At 53.3% G+C, this 14,585-nt stretch carries 14 protein-coding genes; 9 read left to right on the plus strand and 5 right to left on the minus strand.

Annotation, left to right across the window (positions count from 1 at the left end; genetic code table 11):
* Positions 1–12: 12 nt before the first annotated feature.
* Positions 13–1,491, minus strand: coding sequence for an outer membrane channel protein TolC (tolC, locus tag OOJ59_RS21335; protein WP_121529552.1), 1,479 nt, complete (start codon positions 1,489–1,491; stop codon positions 13–15).
* Positions 1,492–1,690: 199 nt separating this feature from the next.
* Here tolC and nudF point away from each other — a divergent pair, with 199 nt between their 5' ends.
* From nudF to parE, 5 genes are read left to right on the plus strand one after another with little or no spacing between them, the layout of a single operon-like run.
* The gene (nudF, locus tag OOJ59_RS21340; RefSeq protein WP_038633920.1) at positions 1,691–2,323 is read left to right on the plus strand and encodes an ADP-ribose diphosphatase; all 633 of its coding nucleotides are present in this window, start codon (positions 1,691–1,693) and stop codon (positions 2,321–2,323) included.
* A complete protein-coding gene (locus OOJ59_RS21345; RefSeq protein ID WP_003024582.1) occupies positions 2,320–2,742 on the plus strand; it encodes a DUF1249 family protein in 423 nt (140 codons plus the stop codon). The genes nudF and OOJ59_RS21345 overlap by 4 nt, the downstream gene beginning before the upstream one ends.
* Positions 2,743–2,766: 24 nt before the next feature.
* Complete coding sequence (gene cpdA / locus OOJ59_RS21350; RefSeq protein ID WP_069324348.1) at positions 2,767–3,594, plus strand: 3',5'-cyclic-AMP phosphodiesterase; 828 nt, start codon at positions 2,767–2,769, stop codon at positions 3,592–3,594.
* A complete protein-coding gene (gene yqiA, locus OOJ59_RS21355) occupies positions 3,594–4,175 on the plus strand; it encodes an esterase YqiA (protein ID WP_038633915.1) in 582 nt (193 codons plus the stop codon). The genes cpdA and yqiA overlap by 1 nt, the downstream gene beginning before the upstream one ends.
* 28 nt (positions 4,176–4,203) lie before the next feature.
* A complete protein-coding gene (gene parE, locus OOJ59_RS21360) occupies positions 4,204–6,096 on the plus strand; it encodes a DNA topoisomerase IV subunit B (protein WP_005123094.1) in 1,893 nt (630 codons plus the stop codon).
* A 99-nt stretch (positions 6,097–6,195) separates the two neighbouring features.
* Here parE and OOJ59_RS21365 read toward each other — a convergent pair whose 3' ends face one another.
* The 4 genes from OOJ59_RS21365 to qseB form a co-directional block, all read right to left on the minus strand.
* Positions 6,196–6,510: a putative quinol monooxygenase gene (locus OOJ59_RS21365; RefSeq protein WP_069324347.1), complete on the minus strand. Its 315-nt coding sequence runs from the start codon at positions 6,508–6,510 to the stop codon at positions 6,196–6,198.
* Positions 6,511–6,540: 30 nt separating this feature from the next.
* Positions 6,541–7,122 carry an NAD(P)H-dependent oxidoreductase gene (locus tag OOJ59_RS21370; RefSeq protein ID WP_006688047.1) on the minus strand — a complete coding sequence of 194 codons (582 nt, stop codon included), beginning with the start codon at positions 7,120–7,122 and terminating at the stop codon, positions 6,541–6,543.
* 109 nt (positions 7,123–7,231) lie between these two features.
* Positions 7,232–8,581, minus strand: coding sequence for a quorum sensing histidine kinase QseC (gene qseC, locus OOJ59_RS21375; protein ID WP_069324346.1), 1,350 nt, complete (start codon positions 8,579–8,581; stop codon positions 7,232–7,234).
* Positions 8,578–9,237 (minus strand): quorum sensing response regulator transcription factor QseB, encoded by a 660-nt coding sequence (gene qseB, locus OOJ59_RS21380; RefSeq protein WP_032940770.1) that lies wholly within the window; start codon positions 9,235–9,237, stop codon positions 8,578–8,580. Before qseB ends, qseC begins: the two co-directional genes overlap by 4 nt.
* A 151-nt stretch (positions 9,238–9,388) precedes the next feature.
* Here qseB and OOJ59_RS21385 point away from each other — a divergent pair, with 151 nt between their 5' ends.
* From OOJ59_RS21385 to ftsP, 4 genes are all read left to right on the plus strand, one after another.
* Positions 9,389–9,784: a YgiW/YdeI family stress tolerance OB fold protein gene (locus tag OOJ59_RS21385; protein ID WP_038633899.1), complete on the plus strand. Its 396-nt coding sequence runs from the start codon at positions 9,389–9,391 to the stop codon at positions 9,782–9,784.
* Between the two features lie 118 nt (positions 9,785–9,902).
* Positions 9,903–12,161, plus strand: a complete 2,259-nt coding sequence (gene parC, locus OOJ59_RS21390; protein ID WP_038633896.1) for a DNA topoisomerase IV subunit A — start codon at positions 9,903–9,905, stop codon at positions 12,159–12,161.
* A gap of 194 nt (positions 12,162–12,355) precedes the next feature.
* A complete protein-coding gene (gene plsC, locus OOJ59_RS21395) occupies positions 12,356–13,093 on the plus strand; it encodes a 1-acylglycerol-3-phosphate O-acyltransferase (protein ID WP_038633894.1) in 738 nt (245 codons plus the stop codon).
* A gap of 71 nt (positions 13,094–13,164) precedes the next feature.
* Positions 13,165–14,577, plus strand: coding sequence for a cell division protein FtsP (gene ftsP / locus OOJ59_RS21400; protein WP_160955876.1), 1,413 nt, complete (start codon positions 13,165–13,167; stop codon positions 14,575–14,577).
* Positions 14,578–14,585: the final 8 nt, after the last annotated feature.

Consider the following 14,585-nt stretch of genomic DNA (forward strand, 5'->3'; position numbering starts at 1 on the left):
CCGTCATCAGCATTAATTACGGAACGGGTTGTTGCCGTTGCTGCTGGTTGTACGTGCGGCTGTCGGCTGCGCCGCTGGCGTCGTGCTGTTGGACGTATAACCATCCGCTGCGGCGTCTTGCTGCGCGTTTTGCGGGGCGATCGTATCCGGGGTAGTGGATACCGGTTTACCCAGCGTATTGTTCAGGGCCACCAGATCCTGCTCGTTCAGCGTACCGAGCGCGGATTTGACGTTTAACTGATTGATTAGATAGGTGTAACGCGCATTAGCCAGCTGTTGCTTGGCGTTGTACAGCGTGGTGGTGGCATCCAATACATCCACGATGGTACGTGTACCAACGGAATAACCGGCTTCCATCGCATCCAAAGAACTTTGCGCAGAAACAACCGCTTGTTTGTACGCGTTGATGCTACTGATGGACGCATTAATGTTGTTAAACGAAGAACGAACGGTCTGCACCACGCTGCGGTGTGCGCTTTCCAGTTGTTCGCTTGCGCCAACAAAGTTGTACTGCGCCTGTTTCACCTGCGAGTTAACCATTCCGCCCTGGTAGATAGGCAGCGAGAAGCTCAGGCCGATTTTGTTCTGGCCCATGTTGCTGTCGTCATACTGGGAGGTGTTGGTTTTGGAACCGCTGTATGAAGTATCAGATACGCCAGTAGATGCGGTCAGGTCCAGAGTCGGTAAATGACCGTCCTGTGCCAGGCGAATCTGTTCACGCGCCAGATCCTGGCTCAAACGCGCCTGCAATAAGGTCAGGTTGCGGTTTTCCGCTTCTTTCAGCAGTGCGTTCACCGCCTGCGGTTTGTTGGTTTTGAAGCCGTCAACGTTCAGCGAAGCCAGTTCCGGGTAGTAGTTACCGGTCACCTGGCGCAGTTGTTCCACCGCGTTATCCAGATTGTTGCGCGCGGTAACTTCGTTTGCCAACACGGTATCGTATTGTGAACGGGCGTTCTGCACGTCAGTGATAGCGACCAGGCCAACGTTAAAACGCTGAGTGGTCTGATCTAACTGACGGTAAACCGCATCTTTCTGTGCCTGGGTGTAAGACAGCACGTCAATTGCGTTCAGTACGTTAAAATAGGCGGTGGCGGTATTCAGGATCAGCGTTTGCTGATCGGTCTGATAGGTCACGTCCTGGATGCCCGCTGATTTTTCTTGCAGCGTCAGGGCACGCCATTTTGACATATCAAAAATGGACTGAGTTAACTGCAGAGATGCGCTGGTGGCGTTGGAGTTGACGCCATTTGCATCACGGTAGCCATTGCTGTAGGTGTAATCGGCACCTAATCCCAGTTGCGGCAGTAATGGGCTACGCGCTTCGTTAATTTTTTCGAATGCAGCATCGCGATCGGCGGCGGATTTACGCAATTCCGGGTTGCTCAGGCGTGCTTGCTGATAAACCTGCATCAGGTTCTCTGCCTGGCTCAGAGTACTGAACCCCGACAGGCTCAGGCCGATAAGGATGGGGAGCAATTTCTTCATTTGCATTCCTTGTTGTGAAGCAGTATTTAGCGCTGATCAAATTGTAAAAATATTTGCTGATTCTAGCAGAATCCGCCACTGCAAAAAGTTGGCGTTACGTGCCATACGGCGTTAATTTGCATCAATTTAACACAAGGGCGTTGAAACATCAGTCAAACGACCTTGAAATTCACATTTTAAACACTATTGGTTTCAGGACAGCACAATGCGTAAACCAGACAACTTGCCAATGACTTTCACTAAAAATGATGTAGAAATTATTGCACGAGAAACGCTATACCGCGGATTTTTTTCACTGGATCTTTATCGGTTCCGCCATCGCTTGTTTAACGGCGGTATGAGCGGTGAGGTAAAGCGCGAAATTTTTGAGCGCGGACACGCGGCAGTCTTGCTACCCTTTGACCCTGAGCGGGACGAAGTTGTGCTGGTCGAGCAGATCCGCATCGCGGCGTTTGATACCAGCGCAAGCCCATGGCTACTGGAAATGGTGGCCGGGATGATCGAAGAAGGCGAGAGCGTGGAAGATGTCGCGCGCCGTGAAGCGATGGAAGAAGCCGGGCTTAACGTTAAACGCGTAAAACCGGTGCTGAGTTATCTGGCAAGCCCAGGAGGCACCAGCGAACGCTCATCGATTATGGTGGGTGAAGTGGACGCCACGACCGCGAGCGGAATTCATGGTCTGGCTGATGAAAACGAAGATATTCGTGTTCATGTGGTGAGCCGGGAACAGGCTTACCAATGGGTAGAAGAGGGGATAATCGACAACGCGGCTTCTGTCATCGCTTTGCAATGGTTACAGCTGCACTATCAAGAGTTAAAAACTGAGTGGAAAAAATGAAGCGTTACACACCTGACTTCCCTGAAATGATGCGCCTGTGCGAAACCAATTATTCGCAATTGCGCCGCCTGTTGCCGCGTAATGACGCAGCCGGCGAAACAGTGAGCTATCAGGTGGCAAACGCACAATATCGGTTAACGATCGTTGAATCGACCCGATACACTACGCTTGTCGCGATCGAACAAACGGCACCGGCTGTGACTTACTGGAGCCTGCCGTCCTTAACCGTGCGTCTGTATCATGATGCGAGGGTCGCTGAAGTGTGTTCAAGTCAGCAGATCTTTCGCTTCAAAGCACGGTATGATTATCCAAATAAAAAGTTGCATCAACGCGACGAAAAGCATCAAATTAACCAGTTTCTGGCCGACTGGTTACGGTACTGTTTAGCACATGGAGCGATGGCGATTCCGGTTTATTAGCGTCGTGAAACCTAAGGACACCATTTGGAAAGCCTGTTAACCCTTCCTTTGGCTGGTGAGGCCAGAGTCAGGATCTTACAAATTACAGACACTCACCTGTTTGCCGAAAAGCATGAAACGCTGCTGGGTGTGAATACCTGGGACAGCTATCAATCCGTACTGGATGCAATACATGCTGAGTCGCCAGAGTTCGATCTGATCGTCGCGACTGGCGATTTGGCGCAGGATCAATCCGCTGCGGCTTATCAGCATTTTGCTGAGGGCATCGCAAGTTTTCGTGCGCCCTGCGTTTGGCTCCCGGGTAATCATGATTTTCAGCCTGCAATGTACAGCTCGCTGCAGGACGCGGGCATTTCCCCGGCTAAGCGCGTCTTCATTGGCGAACAGTGGCAAATCTTGTTGCTGGACAGCCAGGTGTTTGGCGTTCCCCACGGCGAGTTAAGCGAATTTCAGCTCGAATGGCTGGAGCGTAAACTTGCCGATGCGCCTGAACGCAATACCTTGCTGCTTCTGCATCATCATCCTCTGCCTGCGGGCTGCAGCTGGCTCGATCAGCACAGTCTGCGCAATGCCGCCGAACTGGACAACGTGCTGGTGAACTATCCGCGCGTGAAGTATCTGCTGTGTGGGCATATTCATCAGGAACTGGATCTGGACTGGAACGGTCGCCGCCTGTTGGCGACGCCATCGACCTGCGTGCAGTTTAAGCCGCATTGTTCTAATTTCACGTTAGATACCATCAGCCCCGGCTGGCGTACGCTGGAGCTGTTTGCTGACGGTACGTTGCAGACTCAGGTGTGTCGTCTGCAGGGTAATCGGTTTCACCCTGATACCGCTTCAGAAGGTTACTGATGTCTACGCTTCTTTATCTTCATGGATTTAACAGTTCTCCTCGTTCGGCGAAGGCATGTTTGCTGAAAAGCTGGCTGGCGGAGCACCATCCGCACGTTGAGATGATTGTACCGCAGCTGCCGCCGTATCCTGCTCAGGCCGCAGAGATGCTGGAATCGATCGTTCTTGAGCATGGCGGCGAGTCGCTGGGGATTGTCGGTTCCTCGTTGGGCGGCTATTACGCCACCTGGCTGTCACAATGTTTTATGTTGCCAGCGGTGGTGGTGAACCCGGCGGTCCGGCCTTATGAACTGCTGGTCGACTATCTTGGTCAAAACGAGAACCCCTACACCGGGCAGCAATATGTGCTAGAGTCACGCCATATTTACGATCTTAAAGTCATGCAGATTGACCCGCTGGAAGCGCCGGATTTGATCTGGTTGCTCCAACAAACGGGCGATGAAGTGTTGGACTACCGCCAGGCGGTGGCGTATTACGCCTCCTGCCGCCAGACAGTTACTGAGGGCGGAAACCACGCATTCACGGGCTTCGAAGATTATTTCAACCAGATTGTCGATTTTCTTGGACTGCACAGTTTCTGACGATCAATTCGAACTGCTTATTTAAACCATGACGCAAACTTATAACGCTGATGCCATTGAGGTACTCACTGGGCTTGAGCCGGTACGCCGTCGCCCTGGGATGTACACCGATACGACCCGTCCGAACCACCTTGGGCAGGAAGTGATTGATAACAGTGTGGATGAAGCACTGGCGGGCCACGCAAAACGTGTGGACGTGATCTTACATGCCGACCAATCTCTGGAAGTCATTGACGATGGTCGCGGCATGCCGGTAGACATTCACCCTGAAGAAGGTGTTCCGGCGGTTGAGTTGATCCTCTGCCGTTTACATGCGGGTGGTAAGTTCTCCAATAAAAACTATCAGTTCTCTGGTGGCTTGCATGGGGTGGGTATCTCCGTGGTCAACGCTCTGTCGAAGCGTGTGGAAGTAAACGTGCGTCGCGACGGGCAGGTGTACAACATCGCGTTTGAGAACGGCGATAAGGTGCAGGATTTACAGGTTGTCGGGACCTGCGGTAAACGCAATACCGGAACCAGCGTGCACTTCTGGCCGGATGAAACCTTCTTCGACAGCCCGCGTTTTTCCGTTTCGCGCTTAACGCACGTCCTGAAAGCTAAAGCGGTATTGTGTCCGGGTGTCGAGATCACCTTTAAAGATGAGGTCAACAATAGCGAACAGCGCTGGTGCTACCAGGATGGTCTGAATGATTATCTGAGCGAAGCGGTGAATGGCCTGCCTACCCTGCCGGAAAAACCGTTTATCGGTAATTTTAGCGGTGAGACGGAAACTGTGGACTGGGCGCTGCTCTGGCTGCCGGAAGGCGGCGAGCTGCTGACCGAAAGCTATGTAAACCTGATCCCAACCATGCAGGGCGGTACGCATGTTAACGGTCTGCGTCAGGGCCTGCTGGATGCGATGCGCGAGTTCTGCGAATACCGCAATATCCTGCCGCGCGGCGTGAAGCTGTCGGCGGAAGATATCTGGGATCGCTGTGCCTATGTGCTGTCGGTGAAAATGCAGGATCCGCAGTTTGCCGGGCAAACCAAAGAGCGCCTCTCCTCGCGCCAGTGCGCGGCATTTGTCTCTGGGGTGGTGAAAGATGCCTTCAGCTTGTGGCTGAACCAGAACGTGCAGTCAGCCGAACTGCTGGCTGAGATGGCGATTTCCAGCGCCCAGCGTCGTCTGCGCGCGGCGAAAAAAGTGGTGCGTAAAAAGCTGACCAGCGGTCCGGCGTTGCCGGGGAAACTGGCGGACTGTACCGCACAGGATCTCAATCGCACCGAACTGTTCCTCGTCGAAGGTGACTCAGCGGGCGGATCGGCCAAACAGGCGCGCGATCGTGAGTATCAGGCGATCATGCCGCTCAAAGGTAAGATCCTCAATACCTGGGAAGTCTCTTCCGATGAAGTGCTGGCCTCGCAGGAAGTTCACGATATTTCGGTGGCGATCGGTATCGATCCGGACAGCGACGACCTGAGCCAGTTACGTTACGGTAAGATCTGTATCCTGGCGGATGCGGACTCCGATGGTCTGCACATCGCCACGCTGCTGTGCGCACTGTTTGTGAAACACTTCCGCACGCTGGTGAAACACGGTCACGTGTACGTGGCGCTGCCGCCGTTATACCGTATCGACCTCGGGAAAGAGGTGTATTACGCGCTGACGGAAGAAGAAAAAGCGGGCGTACTGGAGCAGTTAAAGCGCAAGAAAGGCAAGCCGAACGTGCAGCGCTTTAAAGGTCTGGGTGAAATGAACCCGATGCAACTGCGTGAAACCACGCTGGATCCGAACACTCGTCGCCTGGTGCAACTAATCATTGATGATGAAGACGATCAGCGCACCAACGCAGTGATGGATATGCTGCTGGCCAAGAAGCGTTCTGAAGATCGTCGTAACTGGTTGCAGGAGAAAGGCGACCTGGCGGATCTCGAAGGGTAAGGGGTATGTAGGCCGGATAAGGCGGTTTGTGCCGCCATCCGGCAAGGTCATCATGCCCGATGGCGTACGCTTATCTGGCCCGGCGGCCAGAACAATAACTTAAATGCCCGGCTCCAGAATACGAATATTCATCTCCAGCACATCGCCTTTGACGGCTTCGCTGTAGGCTTTCATATGCGGAGTCTGCAAATGCGCTTCAAGGTGGGCGATGCTTTCCCACTGTTCAATCATGACGATTGAATCCGGGGCTGTAGTCTGAAAACTGACGCCAGCAGCATGATCGACCATCGGCGCGTAGCCGTGGCAACCTTCTTCCTGTAAAACGATCGGAACGATTTTAGCGAACTGATCCAGTACCGCCTGGCGGTGATGTTGACCTGGACGTGTACGGATTTCTGCAATAACGGTAAGCATGGTTAACTCCTTCTAATTCCAGGTTACCAGTTAACCAAAAATTTCGTTCAGATGCTTGCGATATTCTGCGATATAACGCGGGACATCCGGCATTTTAATCACGTCATTGGTGATAAAGGTCGGCAGCGCTTCCATTCCCAGGAACTGGTTTGCTTTATGGAATGGGAGATAAACGCCATCAACCCCAACGCCATGGAAGAACTGATCTTTTTCCGTGAAGGCTTCCATCGGCGCGTTCCAGGTCAGAGACAGCATGTATTTTTTGCCCTGAATCAGTCCGCCGGAACCGTATTTTTTTGACGCATCTGAACGCGTGCGCCCATCGCTGGCGTACAGCGTACCGTGCCCGGCAGTGAACACGTCATCAATGTATTTCTTCACCGTCCACGGCGCGCCCATCCACCAACCCGGCATTTGCCAGATAACTGCGTCTGCCCAGACGAAGTTCTGCACTTCTGCTTGCACATCATAGTCGCTGTCAGCGCGTACGACTCTAACATCATGCCCGAGGTCGCGCAGGATACCGTCCGCGACCTCGGTCAGGGTGTCATTCAATTGCCCATTAGAATGGCCAAATTTTTTCGCACCGTTGATAATCAGGATGTTGCTCATTTTGTGTCCTCAAAGAATAACGTTTGAGGCCGATTCTACGCTGATGATCGGTACGGTGAAATTAGCAAAATGTGCAAAGTCTTTTGCTGACTGCGCAATAATAACGCAGTTACCAACTGATTTTAGCTTCAAAGCCGCCTTGCGGCGCATTACCAAACGAGGCTGACATTCTGTGTAAGGTCGCGATGCGACGGACAATTGACAGCCCCAGACCGCTGCCGGTCACGCTTTGCCCCGGTGGGCGATAAAAGCGTTCTCCAATGTGCATCAGAACTTCCGGCGCAATACCTGGACCATTATCTTTGACGCTAAAATTGCGGGCGTTGAGCGTCACTTCCACAATACTTCCCCGTGGACTATAGCGAATCGCATTATCCAGCAGATTTCGCACCATCAGGCTGAGTAACAGCGGTTGCCCGGTACATGTGATGCCGTGCGCGTTAATCTGCAAACGTACGTCAATATGCGCCTGCTGGGCCGAATGGTAGATATCCATCACCGAAGATTGCAGCAACTCCTCCAGCGAGATTTCCGCCACATCCTGAAGATTGTCGAGGGAGTCAAGGCGCGAAAGCGTCAGTAACTGATCGACCAGACGCGTGGCGCGATCGATCCCGGCCTGCATCTGCATTAAGGCTTTTTGCCGTGCCTGCGGGTCATCGTCAGACAGTTGCGCCACTTCGGTTTGCACTTTCAGCGCCGTCAATGGACTACGCAACTCGTGAGCGGCATCTGAAGTAAAGCGCCGTTCACGCACCATGGTGGTATGAATACGGGTGAAAAGTTGGTTGAGTGATTCAACCAACGGGCGGACCTCGCCAGGAATGCCTTTCAAACTGAGCGGTTCTTCTGATTCCGGGTCGCGTAAACGTAGCGCCTGCGCCAGTTTCTTCAGTGGCTTAAGTTCAAGACTTAACAACACAATCAGGATTAACAGCATCAGCGGCAGAGCGACCAACCACGGCACCAATTGTGCTGTCACAATCGCTAAAGCCATATCTTCACGATATTCCCATTCCTGTCCGACAACGATTCGATACTTTTTATCTGCGGAAGTCAGCCAGACAAAACGCCATTTATCGTTGTCGCCATTCAGATAGCCATCGTCAAAACCTTCCCGGCGATAGCTGTAGGGAATGTATTGGCCATTGTCGCCATCGTGAAGAACCATTTTCCCTTCTGGCGTGTAGGCCGCAAAGGTCAGTACATCGTCGTCAATATGACCATGTTTGAATTTTTTCGGGGTATGCGCGATGCGTTCAGAGGCTTTGAGTTCATCAAGATCCAGCGTGACCAGACGCTTGGCGAACAGCATTTGCTGCGTGTCGAACATCTCATTCACGTTGTCGGTGGTTTGCTTCCAGGCGACAAAGCTGGAAATCAACCAGGTCACTAAAACCAAAATCATGAAGATAAGCGTTAGCCTGATGCGCAGGCTGAGACGTTGTGCGAGTTTCATGCGTCACCCAGGGTGTAGCCAATGCCATGCACGGTACGGATAAAGTCGCTGCCGAGCTTACGGCGTAAGTGATGGACGTGTACTTCAACCGCATTGCTGGAGACGTTTTCGTCCCAGGTATACAGTTTTTCTTCAATCAGTTTGCGGGGCAGGACGCGGCCCTTGTTACGCATAAGCAGCTCCAGCAGCGCGAACTCTTTGGGCTTAAGAGACAACGGTTCGCCAGCCGCCGTGGCGACCAGCGCGCCGGGATCAAGCGTCACCTCGCCATGGCGTAATGTGTTGCTGGCCTGGCCGCTGGCACGACGCACCAGCGCCTCCAGCCTGGCGGCAACTTCAATCAACGCGAAGGGTTTACACAGATAGTCGTCCGCGCCCAGGCGTAAGCCTTCAACGCGTTCTGCCAGCGCGTCGCGGGCGGTCAGGATCAGCACCGGTTCCTGCTTCCCGTTGGCTCGCCACTCGCGCAGGATATCCCGTCCGTCTATGCCTGGCAGCGTCAGGTCGAGGATTACCGCATCATACGGGGCACTGTAGAGTGCTTCTTTCCCCTGACGTCCTTCGGTAAACCAGTCGATGCTAAAACCCATTTTACTCAGACCGGTTTTAAGGCCATCGCCAATCAACGTATCATCTTCAACCAGTAAAATGCGCATATATTCTTCCCTGCGAAAACTCTCTTTGCCGTCAGTAAACCTTGTCGCCGCCGCATCTGTACAGCAAAAAAGAATCTTTTTTTTCCTTAAGAACTTGTTAAGGATTAACTTATTTAATAGTCGTAAACCAACATGAAAGGGAGACATGACGATGAAAAAATTAGCTGCAATGGTTGCCGTAATGGCACTGTGTTCCGCACCTGTTCTGGCAGCGCAGCAGGGCGGCTTCTCTGGGCCAACGACGACCACGCAAAGCCAAAGCGGCGGGTTTGTCGGCCCGAACGGCAGCATCACGACGGTAGCAAGTGCTAAATCGCTGCGCGATGACGCTTGGGTTACCTTGCGTGGGAACATCGTTGAGCGTATTTCCGACGATTTGTATGTGTTTAAAGATGCGACCGGCACGGTGAATGTGGATATTGACCATAAGCGCTGGAACGGCGTAACCGTAACCCCGCAGGATGTGGTTGAGATCCAGGGCGAAGTGGATAAAGACTGGAACTCCGTTGAAATCGACGTGAAACAGATTAGCAAAGTTGCTAAATAATCCCCATCAGGGCCGCATTCGCGGCCCTTTTCTTTGTGACTCAACACGCCAGATAGGGTAGTATCTGCGGCAATATTGCCCTTCAATAGAGGGGTACAAAGTTGAGGAACCACGATTAATGAGCGATATGGCAGAGCGCCTGGCGCTGCATGAATTCACGGAAAACGCCTATCTGAACTACTCCATGTACGTCATCATGGACAGGGCGTTGCCATTTATTGGCGATGGTTTGAAACCCGTTCAGCGTCGCATTGTGTATGCAATGTCTGAACTGGGGCTGAATGCCAGCGCCAAATTTAAAAAATCCGCCCGTACCGTCGGTGACGTGCTGGGTAAATACCACCCGCACGGCGACATCGCCTGCTATGAAGCGATGGTGCTGATGGCGCAGCCGTTCTCTTACCGTTATCCGCTGGTTGATGGTCAGGGAAACTGGGGGGCGCCGGACGATCCCAAATCCTTCGCGGCGATGCGTTATACCGAATCCCGCTTGTCTAAATATGCGGAAGTCCTGCTGGGTGAACTCGGCCAGGGAACGTCGGACTGGGTGCCAAACTTCGACGGCACCATGCAGGAGCCAAAGATGCTGCCTGCGCGTCTGCCAAATATTCTGCTGAACGGTACGACCGGTATTGCCGTTGGTATGGCGACGGACATTCCGCCGCATAACCTGCGAGAAGTCGCCAAAGCGGCGATTACGCTGATTGAGCAGCCGAAAACAACGCTCGATCAACTGCTGGACATCGTGCAGGGGCCGGATTACCCGACCGAAGCCGAGATTATTACCTCGCGTGCGGAAATTCGTAAGATTTACGAAAACGGACGCGGCTCCGTGCGTATGCGCGCGGTATGGACGAAAGAAGACGGCGCGGTGGTGATTTCCGCGCTGCCGCATCAGGTTTCCGGGGCAAAAGTGCTGGAGCAGATCGCTGCTCAAATGCGCAACAAAAAGCTGCCGATGGTTGACGACCTGCGTGACGAATCGGATCACGAAAACCCGACCCGTCTGGTGATTGTCCCGCGCTCCAATCGCGTGGATATGGAACAGGTAATGAACCACCTGTTTGCCACCACCGATCTGGAAAAAAGCTACCGTATCAACCTGAACATGATTGGCCTCGACGGTCGCCCGGCGGTGAAAAACCTGCTGGAGATCCTCACCGAATGGCTGGCGTTCCGCCGTGATACCGTGCGTCGTCGCCTGAACTATCGTCTGGAAAAAGTGCTTAAGCGCCTGCATATCCTTGAAGGTTTGCTGGTGGCGTTCCTCAACATTGACGAAGTGATCGAGATTATTCGTCATGAAGATGAACCTAAGCCTGAGCTGATGTCGCGGTTTGGCATTTCTGAAACGCAGGCTGAAGCTATCCTTGAGCTGAAATTGCGCCATCTGGCCAAACTCGAAGAGATGAAAATCCGCGGTGAGCAGGATGAACTGGCGAAAGAGCGCGATCAACTGCAGGCCATTCTCGCTTCCGAGCGTAAAATGAATAACCTGCTGAAGAAAGAGCTGCAGGCCGATGCCGAGGCCTATGGCGACGATCGCCGCTCCCCGCTGCAGGAACGCGAAGAAGCGAAGGCGATGAGCGAGCACGACATGCTGCCGTCTGAGCCGGTGACCATTGTATTGTCTCAGAGTGGTTGGGTGCGTAGCGCCAAAGGCCACGACATTGATGCGCCAGGATTAAGCTATAAAGCGGGCGACAGCTTTAAGTCGGCAGTGAAGGGCAAGAGCAACCAGCCGGTGGTGTTCGTTGACTCGACCGGACGCAGCTACGCCATCGACCCGATTACGCTGCCGTCGGCACGTGGTCAGGGCGAACCATTGACCGGTAAGCTCACGCTGCCGCCGGGCGCGACGGTGGAGCATATGCTGATGGAAGGCGACGATCAGAAACTGCTGATGGCATCCGATGCGGGCTACGGTTTTGTCTGTACCTTCAACGATCTGGTAGCACGTAACCGTGCGGGTAAGGCATTGATTACGCTGCCTGAAAATGCACGCGTTATGCCGCCGGTGGTGATTGAAGATGAAACCGATATGCTGCTGGCGATAACGATGGCCGGTAGGATGTTGATGTTCCCGGTGAGCGATTTGCCGCAACTGTCGAAAGGCAAAGGGAACAAGATTATCAATATCCCTTCAGCAGAAGCGGCGAAAGGCGAAGATGGCCTGGCGCTGCTCTATGTGCTGCCGCCGCAAAGCACGCTGACTATTCACGTCGGTAAACGCAAAATTAAACTGCGTCCTGAAGAGTTGCAGAAAGTGACCGGCGAACGCGGTCGTCGTGGCACGCTGATGCGTGGTCTACAGCGTATCGATCGCATTGAAATTGACTCGCCTCGACGCGCCAGTCAGGGCGACAGCGAAGAATAACGCGACTGCCCGGCTCTCCCTGCTTTCGCTCAGGGAGAGCCAACGTTAAAATTTCCCGTAAAACCGTTGTTTATTCGTGCGTTGCGATTAACAATACGCTTTTCCAGAGAGCCGCCTTAACAAAGCCCTAACCTGATGCAGAGTTATGTATCCGGTGACGTAAAATGCCAGGCTCTTAGGCCTTAGAGGTTGTTATGTTATATATTTTTCGTTTAATCATTACTGTTATTTACTGCATTCTGGTCTGTATTTTCGGTTGTATATACTGTCTGTTCAGCCCACGGAATCCAAAACACGTCGCAACGTTCGGTCATATGTTTGGCCGCCTGGCTCCCCTTTATGGCCTGAAGGTCGAGTGCCGCATGCCGGCAGACGCGCAGAACTATGGTAATGCTATCTATATTTGTAACCATCAGAACAACTATGACATGGTTACCGCTTCGAATATCGTTCAGCCGCCGACGGTAACGGTGGGTAAAAAAAGCCTGCTGTGGATCCCGTTCTTCGGGCAACTGTACTGGTTAACCGGTAACCTGTTGATCGACAGAAACAACCGTGCTAAAGCGCACAGCACCATTGCAGCCGTGGTGAACCATTTCAAAAAACGTCGTATTTCTATCTGGATGTTCCCGGAAGGGACACGCAGCCGTGGCCGTGGTCTGCTGCCGTTTAAAACCGGTGCGTTTCATGCGGCGATTGCTGCAGGCGTTCCGGTCATTCCAGTCTGCGTTTCTACAACCTCGAACAAGATCAAATTAAACCGACTCAATAATGGTCTGGCGATTGTAGAGATGCTGCCGCCGGTGGATATTAGCCACTTTGGTAAAGATCAGGTTCGTGAACTGGCAGCGCATTGCCGCTCGCTGATGGAACAAAAAATCGCAGAACTCGATAAAGAAGTTGCTGAGCGGGAAGCCGCCGGTAAGGTTTAATCCGCACAATTCGGGTTTTTTACAGGAAAAGATTTCCTGCGTGTTAATCGCCAGTTTTTCATGGAGTTTATATGTCATTCAGTCGGCGTCAGTTCATTCAGGCATCGGGGATCGCACTGTGTGCAGGTGCTGTTCCGCTGAAGGCTAATGCTGCCGGTCAGCAACAACCGTTACCTGTGCCTCCACTGCTGGAGTCTCGTCGGGGGCAGCCGTTATTTATGACGCTGCAACGCGCGCATTGGTCCTTTACACAAGGCACGCGCGCGCCTGTCTGGGGGATTAACGGCCGCTACCTGGGACCGACAATTCGCGTCTGGAAAGGGGATGACGTCAAGCTTATTTACAGCAATCGTCTGACAGAAAATGTCTCGATGACCGTCGCCGGATTACAGGTACCTGGTCCGCTGATGGGGGGCCCGGCGCGCATGATGTCCCCTAATGCGGATTGGGCGCCAGTGCTGCCGATCCGCCAGAATGCCGCCACGCTGTGGTATCACGCCAATACGCCAAATCGTACTGCCCAGCAGGTCTATAACGGTCTTGCCGGGATGTGGCTGGTTGAAGATGAGGTCAGTAAATCCCTGTCTATTCCCAACCATTACGGCGTGGATGATTTTCCGATCATTATCCAGGACAAGCGTCTGGACAACTTTGGGACGCCGGAATACAGCGAACCTGGCAGCGGCGGTTTTGTTGGGGATACGCTTCTGGTTAATGGGGCGCAAAGTCCGTATGTCGAAGTCTCCCGCGGTTGGGTACGCTTGCGTTTGCTGAACGCGTCAAACTCGCGTCGTTACCAACTGCAAATGAGTGATGGCCGTGCGCTGCATGTGATTTCCAGCGATCAGGGCTTTTTACCCGCGCCTGTTTCATTGAAACAGCTCTCGCTGGCGCCAGGCGAACGTCGTGAGATCCTGGTGGATATGACTAACGGTAATGAGGTCTCTATTACCTGTGGCGAGGCGGCCAGCATTGTCGACAGGATCCGGGGATTCTTTGAACCATCAAGTATTCTTATCTCCACGCTGGTGCTGACTCTGCGACCAACCGGCCTCTTGCCGCTGGTGACTGACAGCCTGCCAATGCGCCTGCTGCCAACCGAGATCCTCAGCGGTTCGCCGATTCGCAGCCGTGATATCAGCCTGGATGACGATCCGGGGATCAACGGTCAGTTGTGGGACGTCAACCGCATGGATATTACCGCGCAGCAGGGTACCTGGGAGCGCTGGACGGTGCGGGCGGATATGCCGCAGTCTTTCCATATTGAGGGCGTCTCGTTCCTGATCCGTAATGTGAACGGCGCGATGCCGTTCCCGGAAGACAGAGGCTGGAAAGATACCGTTTGGGTAGATGGGCAGGTCGAGCTACTGGTTTATTTCGGTCAGCCTTCCTGGGCGCATTTCCCGTTCTACTTTAACAGCCAGACGCTGGAAATGGCGGATCGTGGCTCGATCGGTCAGATCCTGGTGAACCCGGCGCCGTAACGCGCCGG

It is taken from the genome of Citrobacter sp. W9 (assembly GCF_026719375.1).
GTDB classification, from domain to species: Bacteria; Pseudomonadota; Gammaproteobacteria; order Enterobacterales; family Enterobacteriaceae; genus Citrobacter; species Citrobacter werkmanii.

Excerpts from the sequence above, each read along its gene's own strand:
- tolC (WP_121529552.1), bottom strand. The coding sequence starts at position 1,491 with ATGCAAATGAAGAAATTGCTCCCCATCCTTATCGGCCTGAGCCTGTCG.
- nudF (WP_038633920.1), top strand. The coding sequence starts at position 1,691 with ATGCGTAAACCAGACAACTTGCCAATGACTTTCACTAAAAATGATGTA.
- OOJ59_RS21345 (WP_003024582.1), top strand. The coding sequence starts at position 2,320 with ATGAAGCGTTACACACCTGACTTCCCTGAAATGATGCGCCTGTGCGAA.
- yqiA (WP_038633915.1), top strand. The coding sequence starts at position 3,594 with ATGTCTACGCTTCTTTATCTTCATGGATTTAACAGTTCTCCTCGTTCG.
- parE (WP_005123094.1), top strand. The coding sequence starts at position 4,204 with ATGACGCAAACTTATAACGCTGATGCCATTGAGGTACTCACTGGGCTT.
- OOJ59_RS21365 (WP_069324347.1), bottom strand. The coding sequence starts at position 6,510 with ATGCTTACCGTTATTGCAGAAATCCGTACACGTCCAGGTCAACATCAC.
- OOJ59_RS21370 (WP_006688047.1), bottom strand. The coding sequence starts at position 7,122 with ATGAGCAACATCCTGATTATCAACGGTGCGAAAAAATTTGGCCATTCT.
- qseC (WP_069324346.1), bottom strand. The coding sequence starts at position 8,581 with ATGAAACTCGCACAACGTCTCAGCCTGCGCATCAGGCTAACGCTTATC.
- qseB (WP_032940770.1), bottom strand. The coding sequence starts at position 9,237 with ATGCGCATTTTACTGGTTGAAGATGATACGTTGATTGGCGATGGCCTT.
- OOJ59_RS21385 (WP_038633899.1), top strand. The coding sequence starts at position 9,389 with ATGAAAAAATTAGCTGCAATGGTTGCCGTAATGGCACTGTGTTCCGCA.
- parC (WP_038633896.1), top strand. The coding sequence starts at position 9,903 with ATGAGCGATATGGCAGAGCGCCTGGCGCTGCATGAATTCACGGAAAAC.
- plsC (WP_038633894.1), top strand. The coding sequence starts at position 12,356 with ATGTTATATATTTTTCGTTTAATCATTACTGTTATTTACTGCATTCTG.
- ftsP (WP_160955876.1), top strand. The coding sequence starts at position 13,165 with ATGTCATTCAGTCGGCGTCAGTTCATTCAGGCATCGGGGATCGCACTG.